A 17,693-nucleotide genomic window follows, 5' to 3' on the forward strand; every position below is an offset into this window, starting at 1 on the left:
CCCAGTACAGGAACCACTCGATGACATCGCAGCTACGCACACGCCTCAGGCGCCTCCTCGGCGCGGGCACCGGCATCGCCCTCGCCGTCGGCCTCAGCGCCGTCGTGATCGCGGCGCCCGCCCAGGCCGCCACCCAGGACGGCGTCTACGTCGGGGAGAACAGCCACGGGTACGACATCACGATCACGGTGTCGGACGGCAAGGTGACGGACGTCGCCACCACCTCCACGATCTTCTGCGGACTCAACCCGCCGATCCCCTCTCCGCTCACGTTCAACGACATCCCCGACACGGTCATCGCGGCGGACGGGACCTTCCAGGCCAACTGGACCTATCAGATCGATGCCGACTATCACGCCGAGTACTGGCTGGGCGGGACCTTCCACGACGACGGCACGGTCACGAGCTCCGGATCGAACGCCGCCGACATGGTCGGCGCGGGGCTGCAGTGCACGGGCACGCAGTTCACCTACGATGCGGCCGTCGACGGCACCCCTGCGCCGCAGATCACGGTGAATCCGAACCCCGCGACGCTGTCGCAGATCACCGATCCGGCCGGTGTCGTGCGGTTCACGGGCACCGGCTTCGCACCGGACAGCTCGGTCGCTCTCCTCGTGGACGGCCAGCAGGCGGCGACGCGCACGGCGGGCGCCGACGGGTCCGTCGAGGTCATCCTGCACTGGCCGAACGCCACGGTCGGCGACCACGTCGTGAAATTCACGAGCGGAGCGCGTACGGCCCAGACGACGTTCACCGTCGTGGCAGACCCGACCTACACGCCGACGGCGGCGGTGAGCCCGTCGACCACGACGGTCTCCGCGCTCGCCGGCGCCGGCGTCTCCGTCACGGGCGCGGGGTTCCCGCCGTCCGCGGCGGTCACCATCGCGTTCGACGGGACCACCGTCACGACCGTCGACAGCGGCGCAGACGGCTCTGTCGGCTACGCGCTCTCCCGCGCAGCCGTCGCACCGGGGGCTCACACGATCACACTGACCAGCGGGCAGTGGTCGGCATCCGCCGCGCTGACCGTCGAGGCCGACCCGGTCGTCTACCACCCGGCGGTGCTCGTCACCCCCGACACGATCTCGCAGTCGGAGCTCGCGTCGGCGGGCATCCAGGTGCAGGGCAGTGGCTTCCCCGAGAACGCGCCGGTCGAGGTGCTCTTCGACGGCGCCGTGGTCACGACCGCGATCACCAGCGACACCGGAGCGGTCGCGACGTCCGTCCTCCGCTCTGGCGTCGCGGCCGGCACATCGACGGTGCTCGTGCGCAGCGGTCAGTGGCAGGCATCCGACACGGTCGTCGTCACGGCCGACCCGATCGATCCGGCCGACGTCACCCTCACTCCGTCGGAGATCGCGACCGGTGCGCTGGAGGCCGACGGGATCGCGCTCACTGCCGAGGGCCTGCCGGCTGAGGTCCCGGTCCGCGTCCTGTTCGACGGCACCCAGGTCGCGACGTTCACGGCCTCCGCCACGGGCACGGGCTCGGCGTCGTTCACGGTGCCCGATGTCGCACCGGGCAGGCACACCGTGCAGCTCGTGCAGGGGCCGGGCTTCGCACCGCGGGGCGAGGCGCTCGCCGCCTTCGCACCGGGAGACGTCCTCGGCGAGGCCGAACTGCAGGTCACCGCTGATCCGGCATCCCCCGGACTCGTGCTGAGCGTCTCGCGGATCGCGACCGATTCGCTGGCCGCCACGGGTGTTCAGCTCGCGGGCACCGGATTCACCCCCGGTCAGGCGGTCGCGGTCCTCTTCGACGGTCAGGAAGTGGGCGCCGCGCTCGCGGATGCCAGCGGCTCCGTCTCGTTCACCCTCCGCCGCGCGGGCGTCGCGCCCGGCGACCATCCGATCGCGCTCACCCAGGGCGATCTCCGATCCGAGGCCGTCCTGACGGTCACCGCCGCCGCGCAGCCGGGCACCCCAGGCCCTGGCACGTCGAACCCCGGGACGCCGGGTCAGGCGGGCGGGACCTCAGGCGGCCTCGCCGCTACCGGGACGGATGCCGGTCTCTGGACCGGCGTCGCCGGTGCCGCTCTGGCGCTGATGGCCGCGGGAGCGCTCATCGTCGTCCGACGCAGGCGCGCATAGCGGGAGGCTCGGGGCCGTACCCGGCCGCGCACTCCTCACGGTGCGCGGCGGGTGCGGCCCCGTGGTTCTCGCGACGTAGGATCAGAGGGTGCTGATCGGTCTGATGCGTCCCGTCGAAACCACCTCCGTCCGGGTGGAGGGCGCCGACCTCGCCGAGATCCAGACTCTGCTCGAGGCGCACCGGCCCGCCGGCTTCGATCTGATCTCCTCCCCTGTCGAGATGATCAAGGGGGCGGCGGTGCTCAAGTCCGTCGGGACGTTCGCTCGCCGCGACCAGGTCACCGAAGTGCAGGCCGACGACCTCGACGCCCTGCACGCGAAGGTGCCGGAGGGCTGGCAGCTCCTGAACGTGCGCGTCGCCTGACGCCTCTCCTTCGACTCGCAGGATGCTCCGGTCGCAAACCGGGTTCCGAATCTGCGCAGTTCGCGACCGGGTCTGCGACCGGAACAGGCCGCGGGAGCACCCGATCAGCGCGCTCGCACCCCGGCGGCCAGCTCGGCGAGGGCCGTGACGGTGGCGTCCCAGCCCATGCACGCGTCCGTCACGCTCTGACCGCGCACCAGCGTGGCAGGACCGGCGGCGACGTCGAGCTTCTGGGCGCCCGCGACGAGGTTGCTCTCCAGCATCACGCCGGCGATCGCCCGCCCGTCGGCGGCGATCTGCGCGGCGAGCTCGGTCACGACCTCGGCCTGGCGCAGGTGGTCCTTGCCGCTGTTGCCGTGGCTGGCGTCGATCACGAGCCTGTCGGTGAGTCCGGATGCCGCCAGCCGCTCCGACGCGCGCCGCACGTGCTCCACCTCGTAGTTCGGTCCGTCCGCCCCGCCGCGGAGGATCACCGAGGTGTCGGGGTTGCCCGTCGTGGTGACGAGGCTCGCACGTCCGTCGGCGCCGATCCCGAGGAAGGCCTGCGGAGCGGATGCCGCGGCCGCAGCATCCAGGGCGACCTGCAGTCCGCCGTCCGTGCCGTTCTTGAATCCGATCGGCATCGACAGCCCGGATGCCAGCTGGCGGTGGATCTGGCTCTCGGTGGTCCGCGCACCGATCGCGCCCCAGGTCACCAGGTCCGCGGTGTACTGCGGGCTGATCGGCTCCAGGAACTCGGTGGCGCACGGCATCCCCAGCGCCGTCACATCGCGCAGGAAGGCCCGCGCCATCCGCAGTCCGGCCTCGATGTCGTGGCTGCCGTCGAGGTGCGGGTCGTTGATCAGACCCTTCCATCCGACCGTGGTGCGCGGCTTCTCGAAGTACGTGCGCATCACGACGAGCAGCTCCCCGCTGTGCTTCTCGGCCTCGCGCACCAGACGTCCGGCGTACTCCAGCCCCGCGTCGGGGTCGTGGATCGAGCACGGGCCGACGACGACGAGCAGACGGTCGTCCTCCCCCGTCATGATGCGGCGAACCTCGTCGCGAGTGCGCGAGACGAGGGCGGAGCGCTCGTCTCCCACCGGCAGCTCCGCGGCGATCTCGCCGGGCGCGGGGATGGTGGTGAAGCTCGCGACGTGCAGGTCGGCGGTGGCGTCGACGGTGGTGGTGTCGTTCACGGGGTGGGTCCTGTCCACTAAGGGCGGACCCGATGCAGAGCCCGCCGAAACGGCGAAGGGCAGAGCGGATGCTCTGCCCTGTCGGCTCTGAAGGTGTCGGTACGCGTCAGTGTCGCGACGGCCCCTCCAGAGCCGACTCGAAATACGCATACCAATTGGTCATGGAGAAGACCCTACCCCATGCGGAGAGGTCATCCGGCCGCGAGGCGGATCCGCTCGGCGAGGAACGAGCGGTTGGCCTCGTCGAGCTCGAGGACGGCGTAGGCCACCGGCCACATCGTGCCGTCGTCGAGCTGTGCGGGCTGCTCGAAGCCGAACGTGCCGTAGCGGGTCTTGAACTTGCTCGCGGGCTGGAAGAAGCAGAGCACCTTGCCGTCCTTGCCCCACGCGGGCATGCCGTAATAGGTCCGCGGCACGAGGTGAGGAGCGGCTTCGAACACCAGGGCGTGCAGGCCCTCTGCGATCACCCGATCGTCGTCGGAGAGCTTCGCGATCGCCGCCTGCAGGTCGGCCTCCCCTTCGGCCCGAGCCTCCTCCGGCGTCTTCTTCGCACGGGAGCGCGCGGTCTTCTTCTCGGCAGCGGCCGCCTTCATGGCGTCGCGCTCCTCGGCGGTGAAGTTCTTCTCGTTGTCGGCCATGGGAGTGTCCTCTCGATCGGTGATGACCTCAGCGTAGGGATGCCGACGAGGGCTGCGCTTCTCGATTCCTGATCGATCACGCAGGCGGTCGAGGCGTGCGCAGACGGACGAGGTCGCGGGTGCGACTTCTCACGGCTGGCCCGGTCGACGAGCGGATAGGGTGTGAGCCATGGACATGCGCGTCGCGGCATACGCGGTCGTCACCGATGACGATGACCGGATCCTTCTGGCGCGCTGGATCGACGGACGCCGCGTCGCGTGGACCATGCCCGGCGGCGGACTCGAAGCCGGAGAGGACCCCGAGGCGGCCGTGCGCCGCGAGCTCCGCGAGGAGACCGGGTACTCCGTCAAGGTCGGCGAGCTGCTCGGCATCCACTCCCGCGTGATCCCCGCCACCCAGCGTGTGCAGAAGTCGGACTCGCCGCTGCACACCCTGCGCATTGTCTACCGCGCGAGCGTCACCGGCGGCAAGCTGCGCTTCGAGACCGAGGGCTCGACCGACATGGCGGAGTGGTTCCCCCGTGACGCCGTCGCAGGGCTCCAGCGGGTGAAGCTCGTCGACATCGCGCTGAGGATGGCCGGCATCCTCTGACCCCGTCGTGAGCGCCTTCCGAGGTCGCGCGGACGGGTGGGGCGTTTCGTCTCGGTCGCTGGCGCTCCCTCGCTCAACGACCAGTGGTGCCTTCCCCCGTCGTTGAGCGAGCGCAGCGAGACGACACGCACTCCCCGCGCCGATCAGCCGCGCGGCTCCTCCGGCACGGTGATGTCGGCGACCGTCGCGCCGTACGCGGAGATGAGGTCATCGGCCTCGACGAACAGGCTGTAGCCGTGGGCGCCCGCACCCATCGCGATGCGTCGGCCGACGATCGACTCGTCCGCGTAGATCGGCCAGTCCGTGGTGCTGCCGATGGGCACGATCGTGCCGCGCTCGTATCCGGTGGCGGCCAGAGCCAGTTCGGGCTCCGGCAGGCGCAGCTTGTTGACGCCCACGACGGCGCGCAGCTTCGGCCACGAGATCGACCGGCCGCCGGGCACCAGGGCGAAGAGGTAGGTGTCGTCCGACCGCTTCACGACGAGCGTCTTCACGATCCCCGAAGGGTCGAGTCCGAGCAGCTCCGCAGCCTCGAACAGGCTCTTCGCCTGCGGGCGCTCACGGATCTCGATGTCGAGACCGCGGGATGCCGCGGCATCCCGCACCCGGGAATGGGGCGTTTCGTCTCGGTCGCCTGCGGCGTCCTCGCTCAACGACCTGTCCGAGTCACGCGTCGGGAGCGGACAGCGGGTCGTCGGCGACCCACAGCTCGTCGTCTGCGCGCAGCGCCTGCCATGCGGCGTAGAGCACGCCGACGGCTGCCGCGGCGCCGAGGATCAGGGCGACGACCGAGCCGAGACCCGGGCCCTTCTTCTCGGTGACGACGACGGCGCGGCCGCGCGGGGCGCTCAGGCCGTGACGCTTCGCGTTCGCGACATCCCATGCGCTCAGAGCGGTGCCGACGACTCCGCCGACGATCGGGACGACCTTGTCGTCGACGACGTGCTTGCCGAAGCGCACACCCTGGTCGACGACCGGTGCGACGCGACGGTTGTACGTGTCCTGAACGACGGGGACCACCTGCTCGCGATTGAAGTTGCCGAGCTGACGACCGGCCTCACGGGCGACGTCGGCGGCGTGGCCGACGAGCACCTGCTGGTTCTCCCAGAGCTGGTTCGCGTCGTTCTGAAGACGACGCAGTTCCTTCTTCCGCTTGCGGCTGAGGCTCACGATGCTCTCCTGTCGTTTGGAGTACGGGTTCACCATCTTGCCACGCCATGCTGGAAGCGGCATGAAACCCGGGCAAACTCACCGGAAGCTCTGCGAGAATATGGGCATGGCTCACGCTTCTCATGTCGCAACCCTCCACACCAACCACGGTGACATCGTCATCAACCTCTTCGGCGACCACGCTCCGAAGACGGTCAAGAACTTCGTCGGCCTCGCCGACGGCACCCAGGACTGGACGCACCCCGCCACCGGCAAGCCGGGCGAGGGTCCCCTCTACAAGGACGTCATCTTCCACCGCATCATCCCGAACTTCATGATCCAGGGCGGCGACCCGCTCGGTCAGGGCGTCGGCGGTCCCGGCTACAACTTCAACGACGAGATCAACGGCGAGCTCAACTTCAACGAGCCCTACATCCTCGCGATGGCCAACGCCGGCCTGCGCCGCAACGCCATCACCGGCGAGCTCGAGGGCACCAACGGCTCGCAGTTCTTTATCACCACCGACCCGACGCCGTGGCTGCAGGGCAAGCACACGATCTTCGGCGAGGTCGCCGATGACGCCTCCAAGGCCGTCGTCGACGCGATCGCCGCCGTGCCGACCGCAGCGGGCGACCGCCCGATCGAGCCGGTCGTGCTGCAGTCGATCGACATCGTCGCGGCCTGACGCCGAGCGAGCCGATCCGGATGACGAGCTCCGAGTTCACGAGCAATCGCGACAACTACTGCTATCGGCATCCGGATCGGCAGAGCTTCGTGCTCTGCCAGCGGTGCATGCGCACGGTCTGCCCCGAGTGCCAGACCCAGGCCGCGGTCGGGGTCATCTGCCCCGAGTGCATGAAAGAGGATCGCAAGAACCGCACCCCCGCGCAGAAGAAGGCTGCGCGGCGCTGGGGCGGAGGCGGCGCGATCGCGACCGCCACCCGCAGCGGCAGGCCGGTCGTGACCTACGCGCTCCTCGCGGTCACGTCGTTCATCGGGCTGCTGCAGCTCATCCCGGGCCTCAACGGGCCGATCCAGGGCGCACTTCTCTTCAACTCCATCTTCCTCGATCCGCGTCTCTTCGAACCGTGGCGCCTTCTCACGGCGCTGTTCGTGCACGGCGGTTTCATCCATTTGGCGCTGAATATGCTCGCGCTGTGGATGCTGGGACAGACACTGGAGCCGATGCTCGGTCGTGCTCGCTTCCTGGCGATGTACCTCATCAGCGGACTTGGCGGGTCCGTCGTCGTGGCGCTGATCGCGCCCGGAGTATCGACCGTCGGAGCCTCCGGTGCCATCTTCGGCTTGATGTCTGCGCTGCTAATCATCGGCCGCCACATCGGTGCGAACGTCACCGGCATCCTCCTGATCGTCGGGATCAACCTCGTCTTCGGCTTCTTCGCTCCGAATGTGGCCTGGCAAGCTCATGTGGGGGGTCTCCTCACGGGAGCATTGATCGCGTTCATCTACACCCGTACCCGCCGCCGCGAGCAGCGGGTCTGGCAGATCGTCTCCCTCGCAGTTATCACCATCCTGTTGATCGTTGCCGCACTGATCGCAGGGCCATTGATTCTTAACGCCTGATCGAGAGTTGTTAACAGGGTTGTTAACCCCTGTGAATAACACCGGTGTAATTCTCCCCAGCTGTGGAGAGATCTGTGGATAACTCTCACTCCTGAGTCCTGCGGGGGACGGGCGCAGGGATGTTCCCTTCGCTCGCAGAGCGGGATCCCTCCCGCCTGGCGGGCCCCTCCCGATGCTCGCTCCGGGAACATCCCTGCGCCCTTGCGTCGCATCGCTGCACTCGCTCGGGGCAGAGGGCGTGTCACATCTGTGTGCTCGCTCGGGGGACGGATCGCTGCACTCGCTCGCTGGGGTCGCATCGCTTCGCCTGCTCGCGCGGGGAGATCGGCTGAGGGGTCGTGAAGTGTCGGGTTTGCGTGCCGGGATGCGGCAGTTTGTGACTCCTCAGCGTCGGTACGCACACGCATGCGGGCGGCGCTGCGTGCTCGGGCGGGCGGAAACGAAGAAGGCCCCCTCGTCATCGAGGGGGCCTTCTTCTCAGGAAGAGGATGCGGTCAGCGCCACCGCGTGGTCATGAGGAAGCCGATCAGCGCGATGCCGAGGCCGATGGCCAGGTTCCAGTTGCCGAGACCGGGGATCGGGAACGCCATGCCGGAGATGTAGAACACGAGGATCCAGGCCAGACCCAGCAGCATGAAGCCGATCATCACGGGCTTGAACCACACCGCGTTGGGCGCAGCGTCGCCTTCGGCGCGCGTCACTTCGGGTTCTTCTGTCTTGCGGTCTCGTGCCATGCCGTCATTCTACCCACGACTCCTCGCAGCGCCGAGAATCCGGGGGGCGAGAGCGCGGCATCCGCACAGGAATCACGGATAGTATCAGCGGCATGAGTGCATCCGTCGTCTCGGGGGAGCGACGCAGGCGTCATCGCCGTCCCCGCTCGCGCGCCACGTTCACGAGCGTGCTCGGTGAGCTTCTGCTCACCGCAGGCGTCCTCGTGCTGCTCTTCGTCGCCTGGCAGATGTGGATCGGCGACATCATCATCAGCGCGGAGAAGAACGATCAGGGCGCGGCGATCTCCAAGGAATGGGCGGAGGCGCCGGCTCCCGAGCTTCCGCCGCTCGTGGAGAAGGATGACGGCACGACCGTCTACGCGCCTGTCGTACCCGCGAAGCCTGCGAACACCGAGCAGCTCGGTCAGATGCACATCCCGCGCTTCGGCGCCGACTACAACAAGGGCATCTACGGCGGCACCACCCGCGCGGGAACCCTCGACAAGCTCGGCATCGGCGTCTACACCGACTCGAAGATGCCGGGTGAGATCGGCAACTTCGCAATGGCCGCGCACCGCACCACGTGGGGCAAGCCCTTCAACCAGCTCGACAAGCTGCAGCTGAACGACGCGATCGTCGTCGAGACGCCCGACGGCTGGTTCACCTACCGCTTCCGCACGCTCGAGTACGTCAAGCCGACGCAGACGGACGTGCTGCTCGACGTGCCGCAGGTGCCCGGGGTCGAGACCGGAGAGCAGTACATCACGCTGACCGCCTGCTCCCCCCTGTACTCGCTCGCCGAGCGCATCGTCGCCTACGGTGTCTTCGAGAGCTTCCAGCCGCGCGCCGAGGGTCCGCCCAAGGCTCTGACCGATCCGCCGCCGCCCCCGGCCGCGCCGTCGGTGTAGGGAACGAGAGGAATCATGTACGCCGCACTCTGGCGCCTGCTGCCCGGTCCGTGGTGGCTGAGGCTCTTCATCCTGCTCGTGCTCGTCGCGGCCGTCCTGTACGCGCTGTTCTGGTTCGTGTTCCCGTGGGTCAGCCCCTTCATCACCCCGGGCGAGGTCGACGTCGAATGACGCGCGTGCTCGTCGTGGACAACCACGACAGCTTCGTGCACACCCTCGTCGGCTACCTGCGAGAGCTCGGCGCCGACGTCGAGATGATCGAGGCCGACGCGGTCGACGCGGTAGGGCTCGAGTCGCTGATGCCCGCGTTCGACGGGGTGATGCTCTCCCCCGGGCCCGGCGCGCCCGCCGACGCCGGCGCGTCGATCGACGCCGTGCGCATCGCCGCGAAGACGGGGATGCCACTGCTCGGCGTCTGCCTCGGGCATCAGTGCATCGCCGAGGCCTTCGGTGCGCCGGTCACGGAGGCCCCGGAGCTCATGCACGGCATGGTGTCGCCGGTCGTGCACGACGACTCGGCGCTGTTCGACGGAATCCGCTCTCCGTTCGACGTCGGGCGCTATCACTCGCTCGCCGTGGCGGAGTCCGCACTGCCCCGTGAACTGCGGGCGACGGCGCACGCCGATTCGGGGACGGTCATGGCGATCGCCCATGTCGAGCTGCCGATCGTCGGCGTGCAGTTCCACCCCGAGAGCGTGCTCACCGAGGGCGGCTACCGGCTGCTCGCGAACTGGCTCTCCTCAATCGGCGACGCGGATGCCGTCGCCAGCGCCGAACTGCTGCATCCGCAGTCCTCGCGCTGAGGCGCCGCGTCTGCAGGTGTGCTCGCTCAGCGACCGGTCATGGCAGCGCGATCAGCCCGCGGAGCCCGTGCAGTAGCGCAGTTCGATCGGCGAGCCGACGGCCACGTCACCGGGCGCGGAGGACATCGAGACGACCGTCGGCGGATCCGTCGCGGGGCAGTCGGAGAGCTCGACGCCCGTCGGGGTCAGTCCGATCTGCTCGAGCTGCGTCTTCGCGGCATCCAGGGTCCAGCCGGTGACATCGGTGAGCGTGACCCGACCGCTCGCGACCACGAGGTTCACGACGGTCTTGGGGGCCACCTCCGACTCGGCCTTCTCGCTGGCCTCCATAACCGTGTCAGCGGCGAGGCTCTTGTCGTTGCGTTGGATCACCGTGCCGAGTTGCAGGCCGGCGGCGGACAGGGCGTCTTTCGCGGCCGCGAGCGACAGGCCCTTCAGGGTCGGCACGACGACCGTCTCCTTGCCGGACGAGACGTAGAGCGTGATCTCGTCGCCCTCGGCGACGGCCACCCCCGCCTTGGGATCGGTGCGGATGACGTTGCCCTCGGCGATCTCGGAACTCGATTCGAGCACGACCTTGGCTGTCAGATCGAGATCGCTCAGCGCATCCTGAGCGCGCTCCGAGGCCACATCGATGAGGTTCGGCACGGTGCGCGCCGTCACAGGTGTGTCGTCGGTACGGCTGATCGTGATCACCCAGAACAGGATGGATGCCAGGAGCACGGCGAGCAGCGCGACCCCGGCCCAGATCCACGCGACCGGCGGTCCGGACTGCGTGCGGGCCATCGTGGTGTCGGTGCTGAGCTGGCGGAGCGACCGTGCGGTCTCCTGCGCCTGCTTCGGGCTCGGTCCGTACAGCTCGCTGGTCAGCGCGCCGAGTTCCTTGCGGCTCGGGGCACGGCCCGCGACGGCGGCGTCGAGCGCGGCACGGAAGTGCGCGGCATCCGGGTAGCGCTGATACGGGTCCTTCGCGAGGGCGCGGAGCACGATCGGGTCGAGGGCGCCGGGGGAGTCCTCGTTCACCTCGGTCGGCGGCACGGGGGTCTCGCTGACGTGCTGATAGGCGACGGCCACGGGGGACTCACCGCGGAACGGCTGACGTCCGGTGAGCAGCTCGTAGAGCACGACGCCGGTCGAGTACAGGTCGGCACGGGCGTCGACGGGCTCGCCCTTGGCCTGCTCCGGCGAGAAGTAGGCGGCGGTGCCGATGATCTGCGTGGTCTCGGCGACGGTCGACGACGAGTCGGACACGGCCCTCGCGATGCCGAAGTCCATGACCTTGACCTGGCCCTTGTCGGTGACCATGACGTTGCCCGGCTTGATGTCGCGGTGCACGACACCGGCACGGTGCGAGTAGTCCAGCGCCTCGAGGATGCCGTCGGCGTAGCGCACCGCGTCGTCCACGGGTACGGGTCCTGCCGAGATGATGTCCTTCAGCAGCGTGCCGCTGATGAGCTCCATGACGATGTACGGCACGACGAGCGAGCCGTCGCCCTCGGTCTCGTCTCCGGCGTCGTACACGCGCACGATCGACGGGTGCGACATGCGCGATGCGGCCTGAGCCTCGAGCCGGAACCGCGTGCGGAACGCCGTGTCGCGCGCCAGCTCGGGGTCGAGGATCTTGATCGCGATGTCGCGACCGAGCGTCAGGTCATAGCCGCGGTACACCTTGGCCATGCCGCCGTGCCCGATGAGCTCGTCGACGCGGTACCGACCCGCGAGAACACGTGGCTCTGTGGACACGTACTGACCCCCTGATACGACCTGATGAAACTGCTCTCAGCCTACGATGCGCTAGCCGTCAACCTGCTGAATCGCTGCCGCCGGTCTCCGCCGCGGGCAGGATCACGGTGGACTGGCCCTGCGGCGAGACGTCGGAGGGACGGTCTCCGCAGAACGCGCGATACGTCGCGGTCACGACCTGACCGGCCTTGCCGGTGTCGACCGTGAACGTGGTGCTGCGCGTGTTCTGGTCGAAGCTGCTCGTCGTCTTGCCGCCCGTGAACGTGCCGTTCGTGAGGGTGACCTCGTAGGACGACAGGTTCGGGGTGCCGGACGGGCACGTGAAGTTCGTCCAGTTCAGCGTGGCCGTGCCGCCCTCGATGATCGTCGTCGCGGCCGAGAACGTCGGAGCGTTCTTGGGCTGGCCGATCGGCGTCTGGTCTGCGTACGCGGTCATGCTGATCGCGGATCCGGGCTCCAGCAGACCTCTGGGGCTGACCTGCTCGACCGTGCCGACCTGTTCAGCAGTGGGAGCGGGGGTCGTCCCCACGTCGCACGACGGGACGAGTCCCGCTTGTGTGGCGATCCCGATCGCCTCGTCGCAGCTCAAACCGATGAGGCCCAGAGAGGCGACGTCGACCGGGGCCGTCGTGGGCGTCGGTGTCGGCGGCGTCTTCGTGGGCTTCGGCGTCTGGCTCGCCGAGGTCGAAGGCGACTTCGACGGGTCGGCGTCTCCGCCGCCCTTCGGGCCGAACAGCGCCCAGAGTCCACCACCGAGGACGATGACGAGCAGTGCGATGAGCGCGATCAGCGGCCACGTCCAGGGGCTGCGTTTCTTCTTCGCCTCCTCCTCCTCGGCGACCTCGTCGCCGGTGGGCAGGGTCGCCGTGGTGGGCAGGATGCGCGTCGTGCCGTCGTCTCCGGATGCCGTCAGCATCCGGGTCGCGTCGTCGGCGATGCCGCCGTTCGCGATGGCGGGAACGGCGATGGCGGCCGAGTTCAGGTCGCCCCGTCGCAGCGCCTGTGCGGCGCGGGCGACGGTCGCGGAGGACGACGGGCGATCCGCCGGCTTCTTCGCGATCATCGCCATGACGAGGTTCTGCACGGGGATCGGCACGGTCGGCGGCAGCGGCGGAGGCTGCTCGTTGATCTGCGCCATCGCGATCGCGACCTGCGACTCGCCCGTGAAGGGACGCTTGCCCGCGAGGCACTCGTACGCGACGATGCCGAGCGAGTAGGTGTCGGTCGCCGGAGACGCCGGGTGGCCGGAGGCCTGCTCCGGAGAGAGGTACTGCACGGTGCCCATGACCTGGCCCGTGGCGGTGAGCGGCACCTGGTCGGCGATGCGCGCGATGCCGAAGTCGGTGATCTTGACACGGCCGTCTGGCGTGATCAGCAGGTTTCCCGGCTTGATGTCGCGGTGCACGAGGCCGGCCGCGTGCGCGGCCTGCAGAGCGGATGCCGTCTGCGCGACGATGTCGAGCGTCTTGTCGGCGCTCAGCGCGCCGTCGCGTTCGAGGATGGTCGACAGAGCCTCGCCGGGCACGAGCTCCATGACGAGGTAGGCGCTGCCGTTCTCCTCGCCGTAGTCGAAGACGCTCGCGATGCCCTCGTGGTTGACGAGAGCGGCGTGGCGCGCCTCCGCGCGGAACCGCTCGAGGAACCCGGGGTCCCCCATGTACTCGTCCTTGAGGATCTTGATCGCGACGGTGCGTCCGATGACGTGATCCGTCGCCTCCCACACCTCGCCCATGCCGCCGATCGCAATACGCGACTGCAGCTCGTAGCGACCACCGAACGACACACCCTGCGTCGGTCTCATCTGCCCAGCACCGCCTCTATGACCTTCTTCGCAATCGGAGCGGCGATGGTGTCACCGCTTCCGGACTGCCCTTTTCCGCCGCCGTCTTCGACGACGACCGCAACTGCCACCGCGGGGTCGTCCGCCGGCGCGAAGCCGGTGAACCACAACGTGTGCGGCTTGTTTCCGTTCTCTGCGGTACCGGTCTTACCGGCCACGTCGATCCCGTCTATTCTTGCACCCTGTGCCGCTCCCGTAGCGACGCTCGCCACCATGGCGGCGGTGACCTGATCGGCCACGCTCGCGTCGACTGCCCGACCGAACTCGCTGTCGTCGTACGACCGGATGACCGACAGGTCGTTTCCGATCACGGCATCCACCATGTGGGGGTTCATGACCACTCCGTCGTTCGCGAGCCCAGCCGCCACCATGGCGATCTGCAACGGGGTGGCGGTGACCTGGCCCTGACCGAAACCGCTGAGCGCGGTCTGCGGGTCGTTGAGCCCCTGGGGGTAGCTGGACGGGGTGGAGGTGAGCGGGGTGTCGAAGCTCTGGTTGAAGCCGAACTTCTCGGCCATCTCGCGGATCTTGTCGTCGCCGAGGGCGACGGCGAGTTCCGCCATCGGGATGTTGCAGCTGAGGCGCACGGCCTCCGCGATCGTCACCGTCGGGCCGTCACCGCCGCACGTGCCGCCCCACGCGTTCGAGACCGTGTTGTCGGAGCCGGGCAGCTGATAGCGCGCGGGGTTCGGCAGCGTCGACTCCGGCGTCCAGTCGCCGCTCGCGAAGGCCGCCGCGGCCACGACGATCTTGAACGTCGACCCCGGAGGGTTGAGGTCTCCCGCGATCGCGCGGTTCGACAGGGGCTTCGACGGGTCCTGCTCGAGCTGCGCGAACGCGGCGTTCGCGGCATCCGCATCGTGCGTGGCGAGGAGGTTCGTGTCGAAGCCGGGCGTCGACACCATCGCGAGGATGCGTCCGCTCTTGGGCTCGATGGCGACGACGGCGCCCTTGAGTCCCTGCAGTCCCTCGTAGGCGGCGCGCTGCGCTGCCGTGTTCAGCGAGAGCTTCACGCTGTAGCCGGTCTGCGGCTGACCGCTGACGATCCGCTCGATCTCCGAGAAGAACGCGTTCGAGCCCGTGCCGGAGAGGTCGGCGTTGAGGGCCTTCTCGATGCCGGTGCGGGAGTCCAGCGGTGCGCTGAAGTAGCCGGTCACGGGCTCCCACATGGCGGCATCCGTGTACACGCGCTGGAACTGGTACATGTCGTCGCTCGGCACGGACGACGCGATGGCGACCCCGTCGACGATGATCGAACCGCGCTGGATCTCGTAGCTGTCCAGACGAGTGCGCTTGTTGTTGCCGTTCTGGGAGAGCGCGTCGGCGTCGATGACCTGGATCCAGCTGGTCGCGGCGAACAGCGAGATGAACATGAACAGCATGACGATGCTGAGGCGGCGCAGCTCCTTGGTCATCCGATCACCGTCCTCGGCTGGGAGCGCACGGCATCCGAGATCCGCAGCAGCAGCGCGACGATCAGCCAGTTCGCGACCAGCGAGGAGCCGCCGGCGGCGAGGAACGGAGTGGTGAGTCCGGTGAGCGGGATGACGCGGGTCACGCCGCCGACCATGATGAACACCTGCAGCGCGATCGTGAACGACAGCCCGGTGGCGAGCAGCTTGCCGAAGTCGTCCTGACCGGCGAGGCCGATGCGGATGCCGCGGCTCACGAACACCATGTACAGGCAGAGGATCGCGAACAGCCCGATCAGGCCGATCTCCTCGCCGAGGCTGGTGATGATGTAGTCGCTGTGCGCGAGCGGGGTCACCTCGGGGCGGCCCTGGCCCCAGCCGGTGCCGATGAGCCCGCCGTGGGCGAGGCCGAACAGCCCCTGCATCGGCTGGTACCCCTCCTTCTCGGGGTTCACCTGGCTCGGATCGAACAGGAACAGCCAGTTGATGAACCGGCCGTGCACGTAGCTGAGCACCTGGGTGGCGACGACGGCTCCGGCGAGCACCAGGCCGAGGCCGATCAGCACCCAGCTGGTCTTCCCTGTGGCGACGTAGAGCATCGCCACGAACATGCCGAAGATGAGGGTTCCGGTGCCGAGGTCGCGCTGGAACACGATGATGCCGAGCGAGATCACCCACACCACGAGCACCGGTCCGAGCTCGCGCATGCGGGGCCAGGTGATGCCGAGGACGCGCGTGCCGACCGAGGTCAGGCTCTCCCGCGTGCGCACGAGGTAGCCGGCGAAGAAGATCGCGAGGCAGATCTTGGCGAGCTCTCCGGGCTGGAAGGCGAAGTTGCCGCCCAGCGACACCCACACCGCCGCGTTCGCGTCGGGGATGCGCAGGCCGGGGACGAACGGCAGCAGCAGCAGGACGATGCCGGTGAGGCCGAAGATGTACGTGTACCGGAAGAGCACGCGGTAGTTGCGGAGCAGGATGACGGTGGCGATCGCCCCCGCGAGGGAGATCGCCGCCCACGCGAGCTGCTTCGTGGAGAACGCTCCCCAGCCCGTGTAGGCCTTGGCGATGTCGATCCGGTAGATCATCGCGATGCCGAGTCCGGTCAGCAGCGTGGCGATCGGGAGCACGAACGGATCGGCGTCGCGGGCCACGGCGCGCAGCACGAAGTGCAGGGCGAACGCGAGCACGGCGAGCCCGCCGCCGATCGCGAGGATCATCGGGTCGACCGTGCCGAGGGCGCCGAGCTGCACGAGGGTCAGCGATGCGCCGCTGATGACGATGGCGAACAGCAGCAGCCAGAACTCCCGGTTGCGCTGCGTCTGCGGCATCCGGATCCCGCGCAGCGCCTTGATGACGCTGGTATCAGCGGCGACGTCGACGCTCATCCTGCGCCCTCCGTCGGAGTGGGTATCGGAGTGGGCAGGGGCGTCTGCTGGATCGCGTTCGCGTCGGCTCCCGCCTGGAGGCGCGCGACGATGGCGTCGGCATCCGACAGGGAGCGGGCGTTGATCGTGCGCTCCACCGATGCGCGCTGGTACTCGGGCAGGTCGGCGAGCAGGATGTCGGTGTCGCGCACCGGCGTCGACAGCGTGATCGGCCCGATGTTCTGCTGCACGCCCTGGAAGATCACGACGCTGTCCTCGTCGGCGCCGATGAAGTAGCGCGTCTGGGTCCAGCTGTAGGCGGCGAAGGCGGCGATGCCGAGCATGACGAGCACCAGCAGCATCCCGGCGATCCAGCCGAACCGGCGGCGACGTGCGCGCCGACGGTCTTCCTGGATCAGCTCCTCGAGGTACTCGGGGGCCGGTTCGAAGTGGCTCGGCTCGTTCGCCGCCTGGCGCACCGGGTGCAGCCAGTTGCTGAGCGCGGAACGGGCGGCCGGGATCGCGATGTTCGACGGATTGGAGGCCGATCCGACGATGGTCGGCGTGCCAGACGAGATCGCGTGCTGTCCGCCGACGTCGACGAGCACCATCGTGACGTTGTCGGGCGCGCCGCCGTCGAGCGCCTGCTTGAGGAGGCTGTCGGCCGTGCGGCCCGGAGCCATGCCGAGGCGCATCGCCTTGAGGATGTGGGTCTCGTCGACGACGCCGGAGAGTCCGTCGGAGCACAGCAGCCAGCGGTCGCCCGGCTGGGTGTGCATGACGAACATGTCGAGCTCGGGGTCGGCGTCCATGTCGCTGAGCACGCGCATGAGCACCGAGCGCCGCGGGTGGTAGCGGGCTTCTTCCGGCGTGATGCGGCCCGAGTCGACGAGCCGCTGCACGAAGGTGTGATCGGCCGTGATCTGCGTCAGCGCGTCGTCGCGGAAGAGATAGATGCGCGAGTCGCCGATGTGGCCGATGACGGCGTAGTCGTCGACCATGATGATCGCGCTGAGCGTGGTGCCGAGTCCGGCGAGCTCGGGGCGGTCTTTCGCGGCGCGGATCAGGTCGCCGGCGGCCGTCGTGGCCGCGGCCTGCAGCGACGCCTGCGCGTCGTCGGTCGAGGCGTACGCCTGGTCGAGGGGCTCCATGCGCTGGATCGCGATGCTCGATGCGACGTCGCCGCCCGCGTGTCCGCCCATGCCGTCGGCGACGACGAACAGGTTGGCTCCGGAGTATCCGGAGTCCTGGTTGTTGGAGCGGACCTTCCCGGTGTGGGAGATCGCGGCGCTCGAGCCCTCGAAGACCATACGCG

General features: G+C 68.9%; 18 protein-coding genes. 8 read left to right on the forward strand and 10 right to left on the reverse strand.

What is annotated here, in order from left to right; translation table 11 throughout:
* Positions 1-20 precede the first annotated feature (20 nt).
* Together ACFY5A_RS05520 and ACFY5A_RS05525 are read left to right on the forward strand one after the other, a co-directional pair.
* The gene (locus ACFY5A_RS05520) at positions 21-2,090 is read left to right on the forward strand and encodes an LPXTG cell wall anchor domain-containing protein (protein WP_387232264.1); all 2,070 of its coding nucleotides are present in this window, start codon (positions 21-23) and stop codon (positions 2,088-2,090) included.
* Positions 2,091-2,178: 88 nt separating this feature from the next.
* Complete coding sequence (locus ACFY5A_RS05525; protein WP_105673414.1) at positions 2,179-2,454, forward strand: hypothetical protein; 276 nt, start codon at positions 2,179-2,181, stop codon at positions 2,452-2,454.
* Positions 2,455-2,558: 104 nt separating this feature from the next.
* Here the strand turns inward: ACFY5A_RS05525 and ACFY5A_RS05530 are convergent, their stop codons facing one another.
* A complete protein-coding gene (locus ACFY5A_RS05530) occupies positions 2,559-3,632 on the reverse strand; it encodes a 3-deoxy-7-phosphoheptulonate synthase (RefSeq protein WP_341940773.1) in 1,074 nt (357 codons plus the stop codon).
* A 191-nt stretch (positions 3,633-3,823) separates the two neighbouring features.
* Positions 3,824-4,270, reverse strand: coding sequence for a DUF1801 domain-containing protein (locus ACFY5A_RS05535; RefSeq protein WP_105673416.1), 447 nt, complete (start codon positions 4,268-4,270; stop codon positions 3,824-3,826).
* Positions 4,271-4,439: 169 nt separating this feature from the next.
* Here ACFY5A_RS05535 and ACFY5A_RS05540 point away from each other — a divergent pair, with 169 nt between their 5' ends.
* Positions 4,440-4,862 carry an NUDIX hydrolase gene (locus ACFY5A_RS05540; protein WP_105673417.1) on the forward strand — a complete coding sequence of 141 codons (423 nt, stop codon included), beginning with the start codon at positions 4,440-4,442 and terminating at the stop codon, positions 4,860-4,862.
* A 143-nt stretch (positions 4,863-5,005) separates the two neighbouring features.
* Here the strand turns inward: ACFY5A_RS05540 and ACFY5A_RS05545 are convergent, their stop codons facing one another.
* Both ACFY5A_RS05545 and ACFY5A_RS05550 read right to left on the reverse strand, forming a co-directional pair.
* Positions 5,006-5,467 (reverse strand): aminoacyl-tRNA deacylase, encoded by a 462-nt coding sequence (locus tag ACFY5A_RS05545; RefSeq protein ID WP_181155854.1) that lies wholly within the window; start codon positions 5,465-5,467, stop codon positions 5,006-5,008.
* Positions 5,468-5,528: 61 nt separating this feature from the next.
* On the reverse strand, positions 5,529-6,032 hold the full coding sequence (locus ACFY5A_RS05550; RefSeq protein ID WP_105673526.1) for a DNA helicase: 504 nt from the start codon (positions 6,030-6,032) through the stop codon (positions 5,529-5,531).
* Positions 6,033-6,138: 106 nt separating this feature from the next.
* Here ACFY5A_RS05550 and ACFY5A_RS05555 point away from each other — a divergent pair, with 106 nt between their 5' ends.
* The gene (locus ACFY5A_RS05555; protein ID WP_387232267.1) at positions 6,139-6,696 is read left to right on the forward strand and encodes a peptidylprolyl isomerase; all 558 of its coding nucleotides are present in this window, start codon (positions 6,139-6,141) and stop codon (positions 6,694-6,696) included.
* A gap of 20 nt (positions 6,697-6,716) precedes the next feature.
* On the forward strand, positions 6,717-7,595 hold the full coding sequence (locus ACFY5A_RS05560) for a rhomboid family intramembrane serine protease (protein WP_387232269.1): 879 nt from the start codon (positions 6,717-6,719) through the stop codon (positions 7,593-7,595).
* 494 nt (positions 7,596-8,089) lie between these two features.
* Here the strand turns inward: ACFY5A_RS05560 and ACFY5A_RS05565 are convergent, their stop codons facing one another.
* Positions 8,090-8,329, reverse strand: coding sequence for a cell division protein CrgA (locus ACFY5A_RS05565; protein ID WP_105673420.1), 240 nt, complete (start codon positions 8,327-8,329; stop codon positions 8,090-8,092).
* Between the two features lie 92 nt (positions 8,330-8,421).
* Between ACFY5A_RS05565 and ACFY5A_RS05570 the strand changes: the two genes are divergently transcribed.
* Genes ACFY5A_RS05570 through ACFY5A_RS05580 form a run of 3 tightly spaced genes read left to right on the forward strand, consistent with a single transcriptional unit; the run spans position 8,422 to position 10,019 of the window.
* Positions 8,422-9,216: a class E sortase gene (locus ACFY5A_RS05570; protein ID WP_341940771.1), complete on the forward strand. Its 795-nt coding sequence runs from the start codon at positions 8,422-8,424 to the stop codon at positions 9,214-9,216.
* 15 nt (positions 9,217-9,231) lie between these two features.
* Positions 9,232-9,387 carry a DUF4175 domain-containing protein gene (locus ACFY5A_RS05575; RefSeq protein WP_146114275.1) on the forward strand — a complete coding sequence of 52 codons (156 nt, stop codon included), beginning with the start codon at positions 9,232-9,234 and terminating at the stop codon, positions 9,385-9,387.
* Positions 9,384-10,019, forward strand: coding sequence for an anthranilate synthase component II (locus ACFY5A_RS05580; RefSeq protein WP_387232271.1), 636 nt, complete (start codon positions 9,384-9,386; stop codon positions 10,017-10,019). The genes ACFY5A_RS05575 and ACFY5A_RS05580 overlap by 4 nt, the downstream gene beginning before the upstream one ends.
* Before the next feature lie 51 nt (positions 10,020-10,070).
* Here the strand turns inward: ACFY5A_RS05580 and pknB are convergent, their stop codons facing one another.
* From pknB to ACFY5A_RS05605, 5 genes are read right to left on the reverse strand one after another with little or no spacing between them, the layout of a single operon-like run.
* On the reverse strand, positions 10,071-11,762 hold the full coding sequence (gene pknB / locus ACFY5A_RS05585; RefSeq protein WP_387232273.1) for a Stk1 family PASTA domain-containing Ser/Thr kinase: 1,692 nt from the start codon (positions 11,760-11,762) through the stop codon (positions 10,071-10,073).
* Between the two features lie 58 nt (positions 11,763-11,820).
* The gene (locus ACFY5A_RS05590) at positions 11,821-13,563 is read right to left on the reverse strand and encodes a serine/threonine-protein kinase (RefSeq protein WP_387232275.1); all 1,743 of its coding nucleotides are present in this window, start codon (positions 13,561-13,563) and stop codon (positions 11,821-11,823) included.
* Positions 13,560-15,017 carry a peptidoglycan D,D-transpeptidase FtsI family protein gene (locus tag ACFY5A_RS05595; RefSeq protein ID WP_387232277.1) on the reverse strand — a complete coding sequence of 486 codons (1,458 nt, stop codon included), beginning with the start codon at positions 15,015-15,017 and terminating at the stop codon, positions 13,560-13,562. The genes ACFY5A_RS05590 and ACFY5A_RS05595 overlap by 4 nt, the downstream gene beginning before the upstream one ends.
* Positions 15,014-16,399, reverse strand: a complete 1,386-nt coding sequence (locus tag ACFY5A_RS05600) for an FtsW/RodA/SpoVE family cell cycle protein (RefSeq protein ID WP_105673426.1) — start codon at positions 16,397-16,399, stop codon at positions 15,014-15,016. The genes ACFY5A_RS05595 and ACFY5A_RS05600 overlap by 4 nt, the downstream gene beginning before the upstream one ends.
* Positions 16,396-17,688, reverse strand: coding sequence for a protein phosphatase 2C domain-containing protein (locus tag ACFY5A_RS05605; protein ID WP_341940765.1), 1,293 nt, complete (start codon positions 17,686-17,688; stop codon positions 16,396-16,398). Before ACFY5A_RS05605 ends, ACFY5A_RS05600 begins: the two co-directional genes overlap by 4 nt.
* Positions 17,689-17,693 lie beyond the last annotated feature (5 nt).

Source organism: Microbacterium sp. NPDC012755 (assembly GCF_042901325.1).
GTDB classification, from domain to species: Bacteria; Actinomycetota; Actinomycetes; order Actinomycetales; family Microbacteriaceae; genus Microbacterium; species Microbacterium natoriense.

Bases quoted from the DNA above. Each gene is read 5' to 3' on its own strand.
- ACFY5A_RS05520 (WP_387232264.1), top strand. From the start codon at position 21: ATGACATCGCAGCTACGCACACGCCTCAGGCGCCTCCTCGGCGCGGGC.
- ACFY5A_RS05535 (WP_105673416.1), bottom strand. From the start codon at position 4,270: ATGGCCGACAACGAGAAGAACTTCACCGCCGAGGAGCGCGACGCCATG.
- ACFY5A_RS05540 (WP_105673417.1), top strand. From the start codon at position 4,440: ATGGACATGCGCGTCGCGGCATACGCGGTCGTCACCGATGACGATGAC.
- ACFY5A_RS05555 (WP_387232267.1), top strand. From the start codon at position 6,139: ATGGCTCACGCTTCTCATGTCGCAACCCTCCACACCAACCACGGTGAC.
- ACFY5A_RS05560 (WP_387232269.1), top strand. From the start codon at position 6,717: ATGACGAGCTCCGAGTTCACGAGCAATCGCGACAACTACTGCTATCGG.
- ACFY5A_RS05565 (WP_105673420.1), bottom strand. From the start codon at position 8,329: ATGGCACGAGACCGCAAGACAGAAGAACCCGAAGTGACGCGCGCCGAA.
- ACFY5A_RS05570 (WP_341940771.1), top strand. From the start codon at position 8,422: ATGAGTGCATCCGTCGTCTCGGGGGAGCGACGCAGGCGTCATCGCCGT.
- ACFY5A_RS05575 (WP_146114275.1), top strand. From the start codon at position 9,232: ATGTACGCCGCACTCTGGCGCCTGCTGCCCGGTCCGTGGTGGCTGAGG.
- ACFY5A_RS05580 (WP_387232271.1), top strand. From the start codon at position 9,384: ATGACGCGCGTGCTCGTCGTGGACAACCACGACAGCTTCGTGCACACC.
- ACFY5A_RS05590 (WP_387232275.1), bottom strand. From the start codon at position 13,563: ATGAGACCGACGCAGGGTGTGTCGTTCGGTGGTCGCTACGAGCTGCAG.
- ACFY5A_RS05595 (WP_387232277.1), bottom strand. From the start codon at position 15,017: ATGACCAAGGAGCTGCGCCGCCTCAGCATCGTCATGCTGTTCATGTTC.
- ACFY5A_RS05600 (WP_105673426.1), bottom strand. From the start codon at position 16,399: ATGAGCGTCGACGTCGCCGCTGATACCAGCGTCATCAAGGCGCTGCGC.
- ACFY5A_RS05605 (WP_341940765.1), bottom strand. From the start codon at position 17,688: ATGGTCTTCGAGGGCTCGAGCGCCGCGATCTCCCACACCGGGAAGGTC.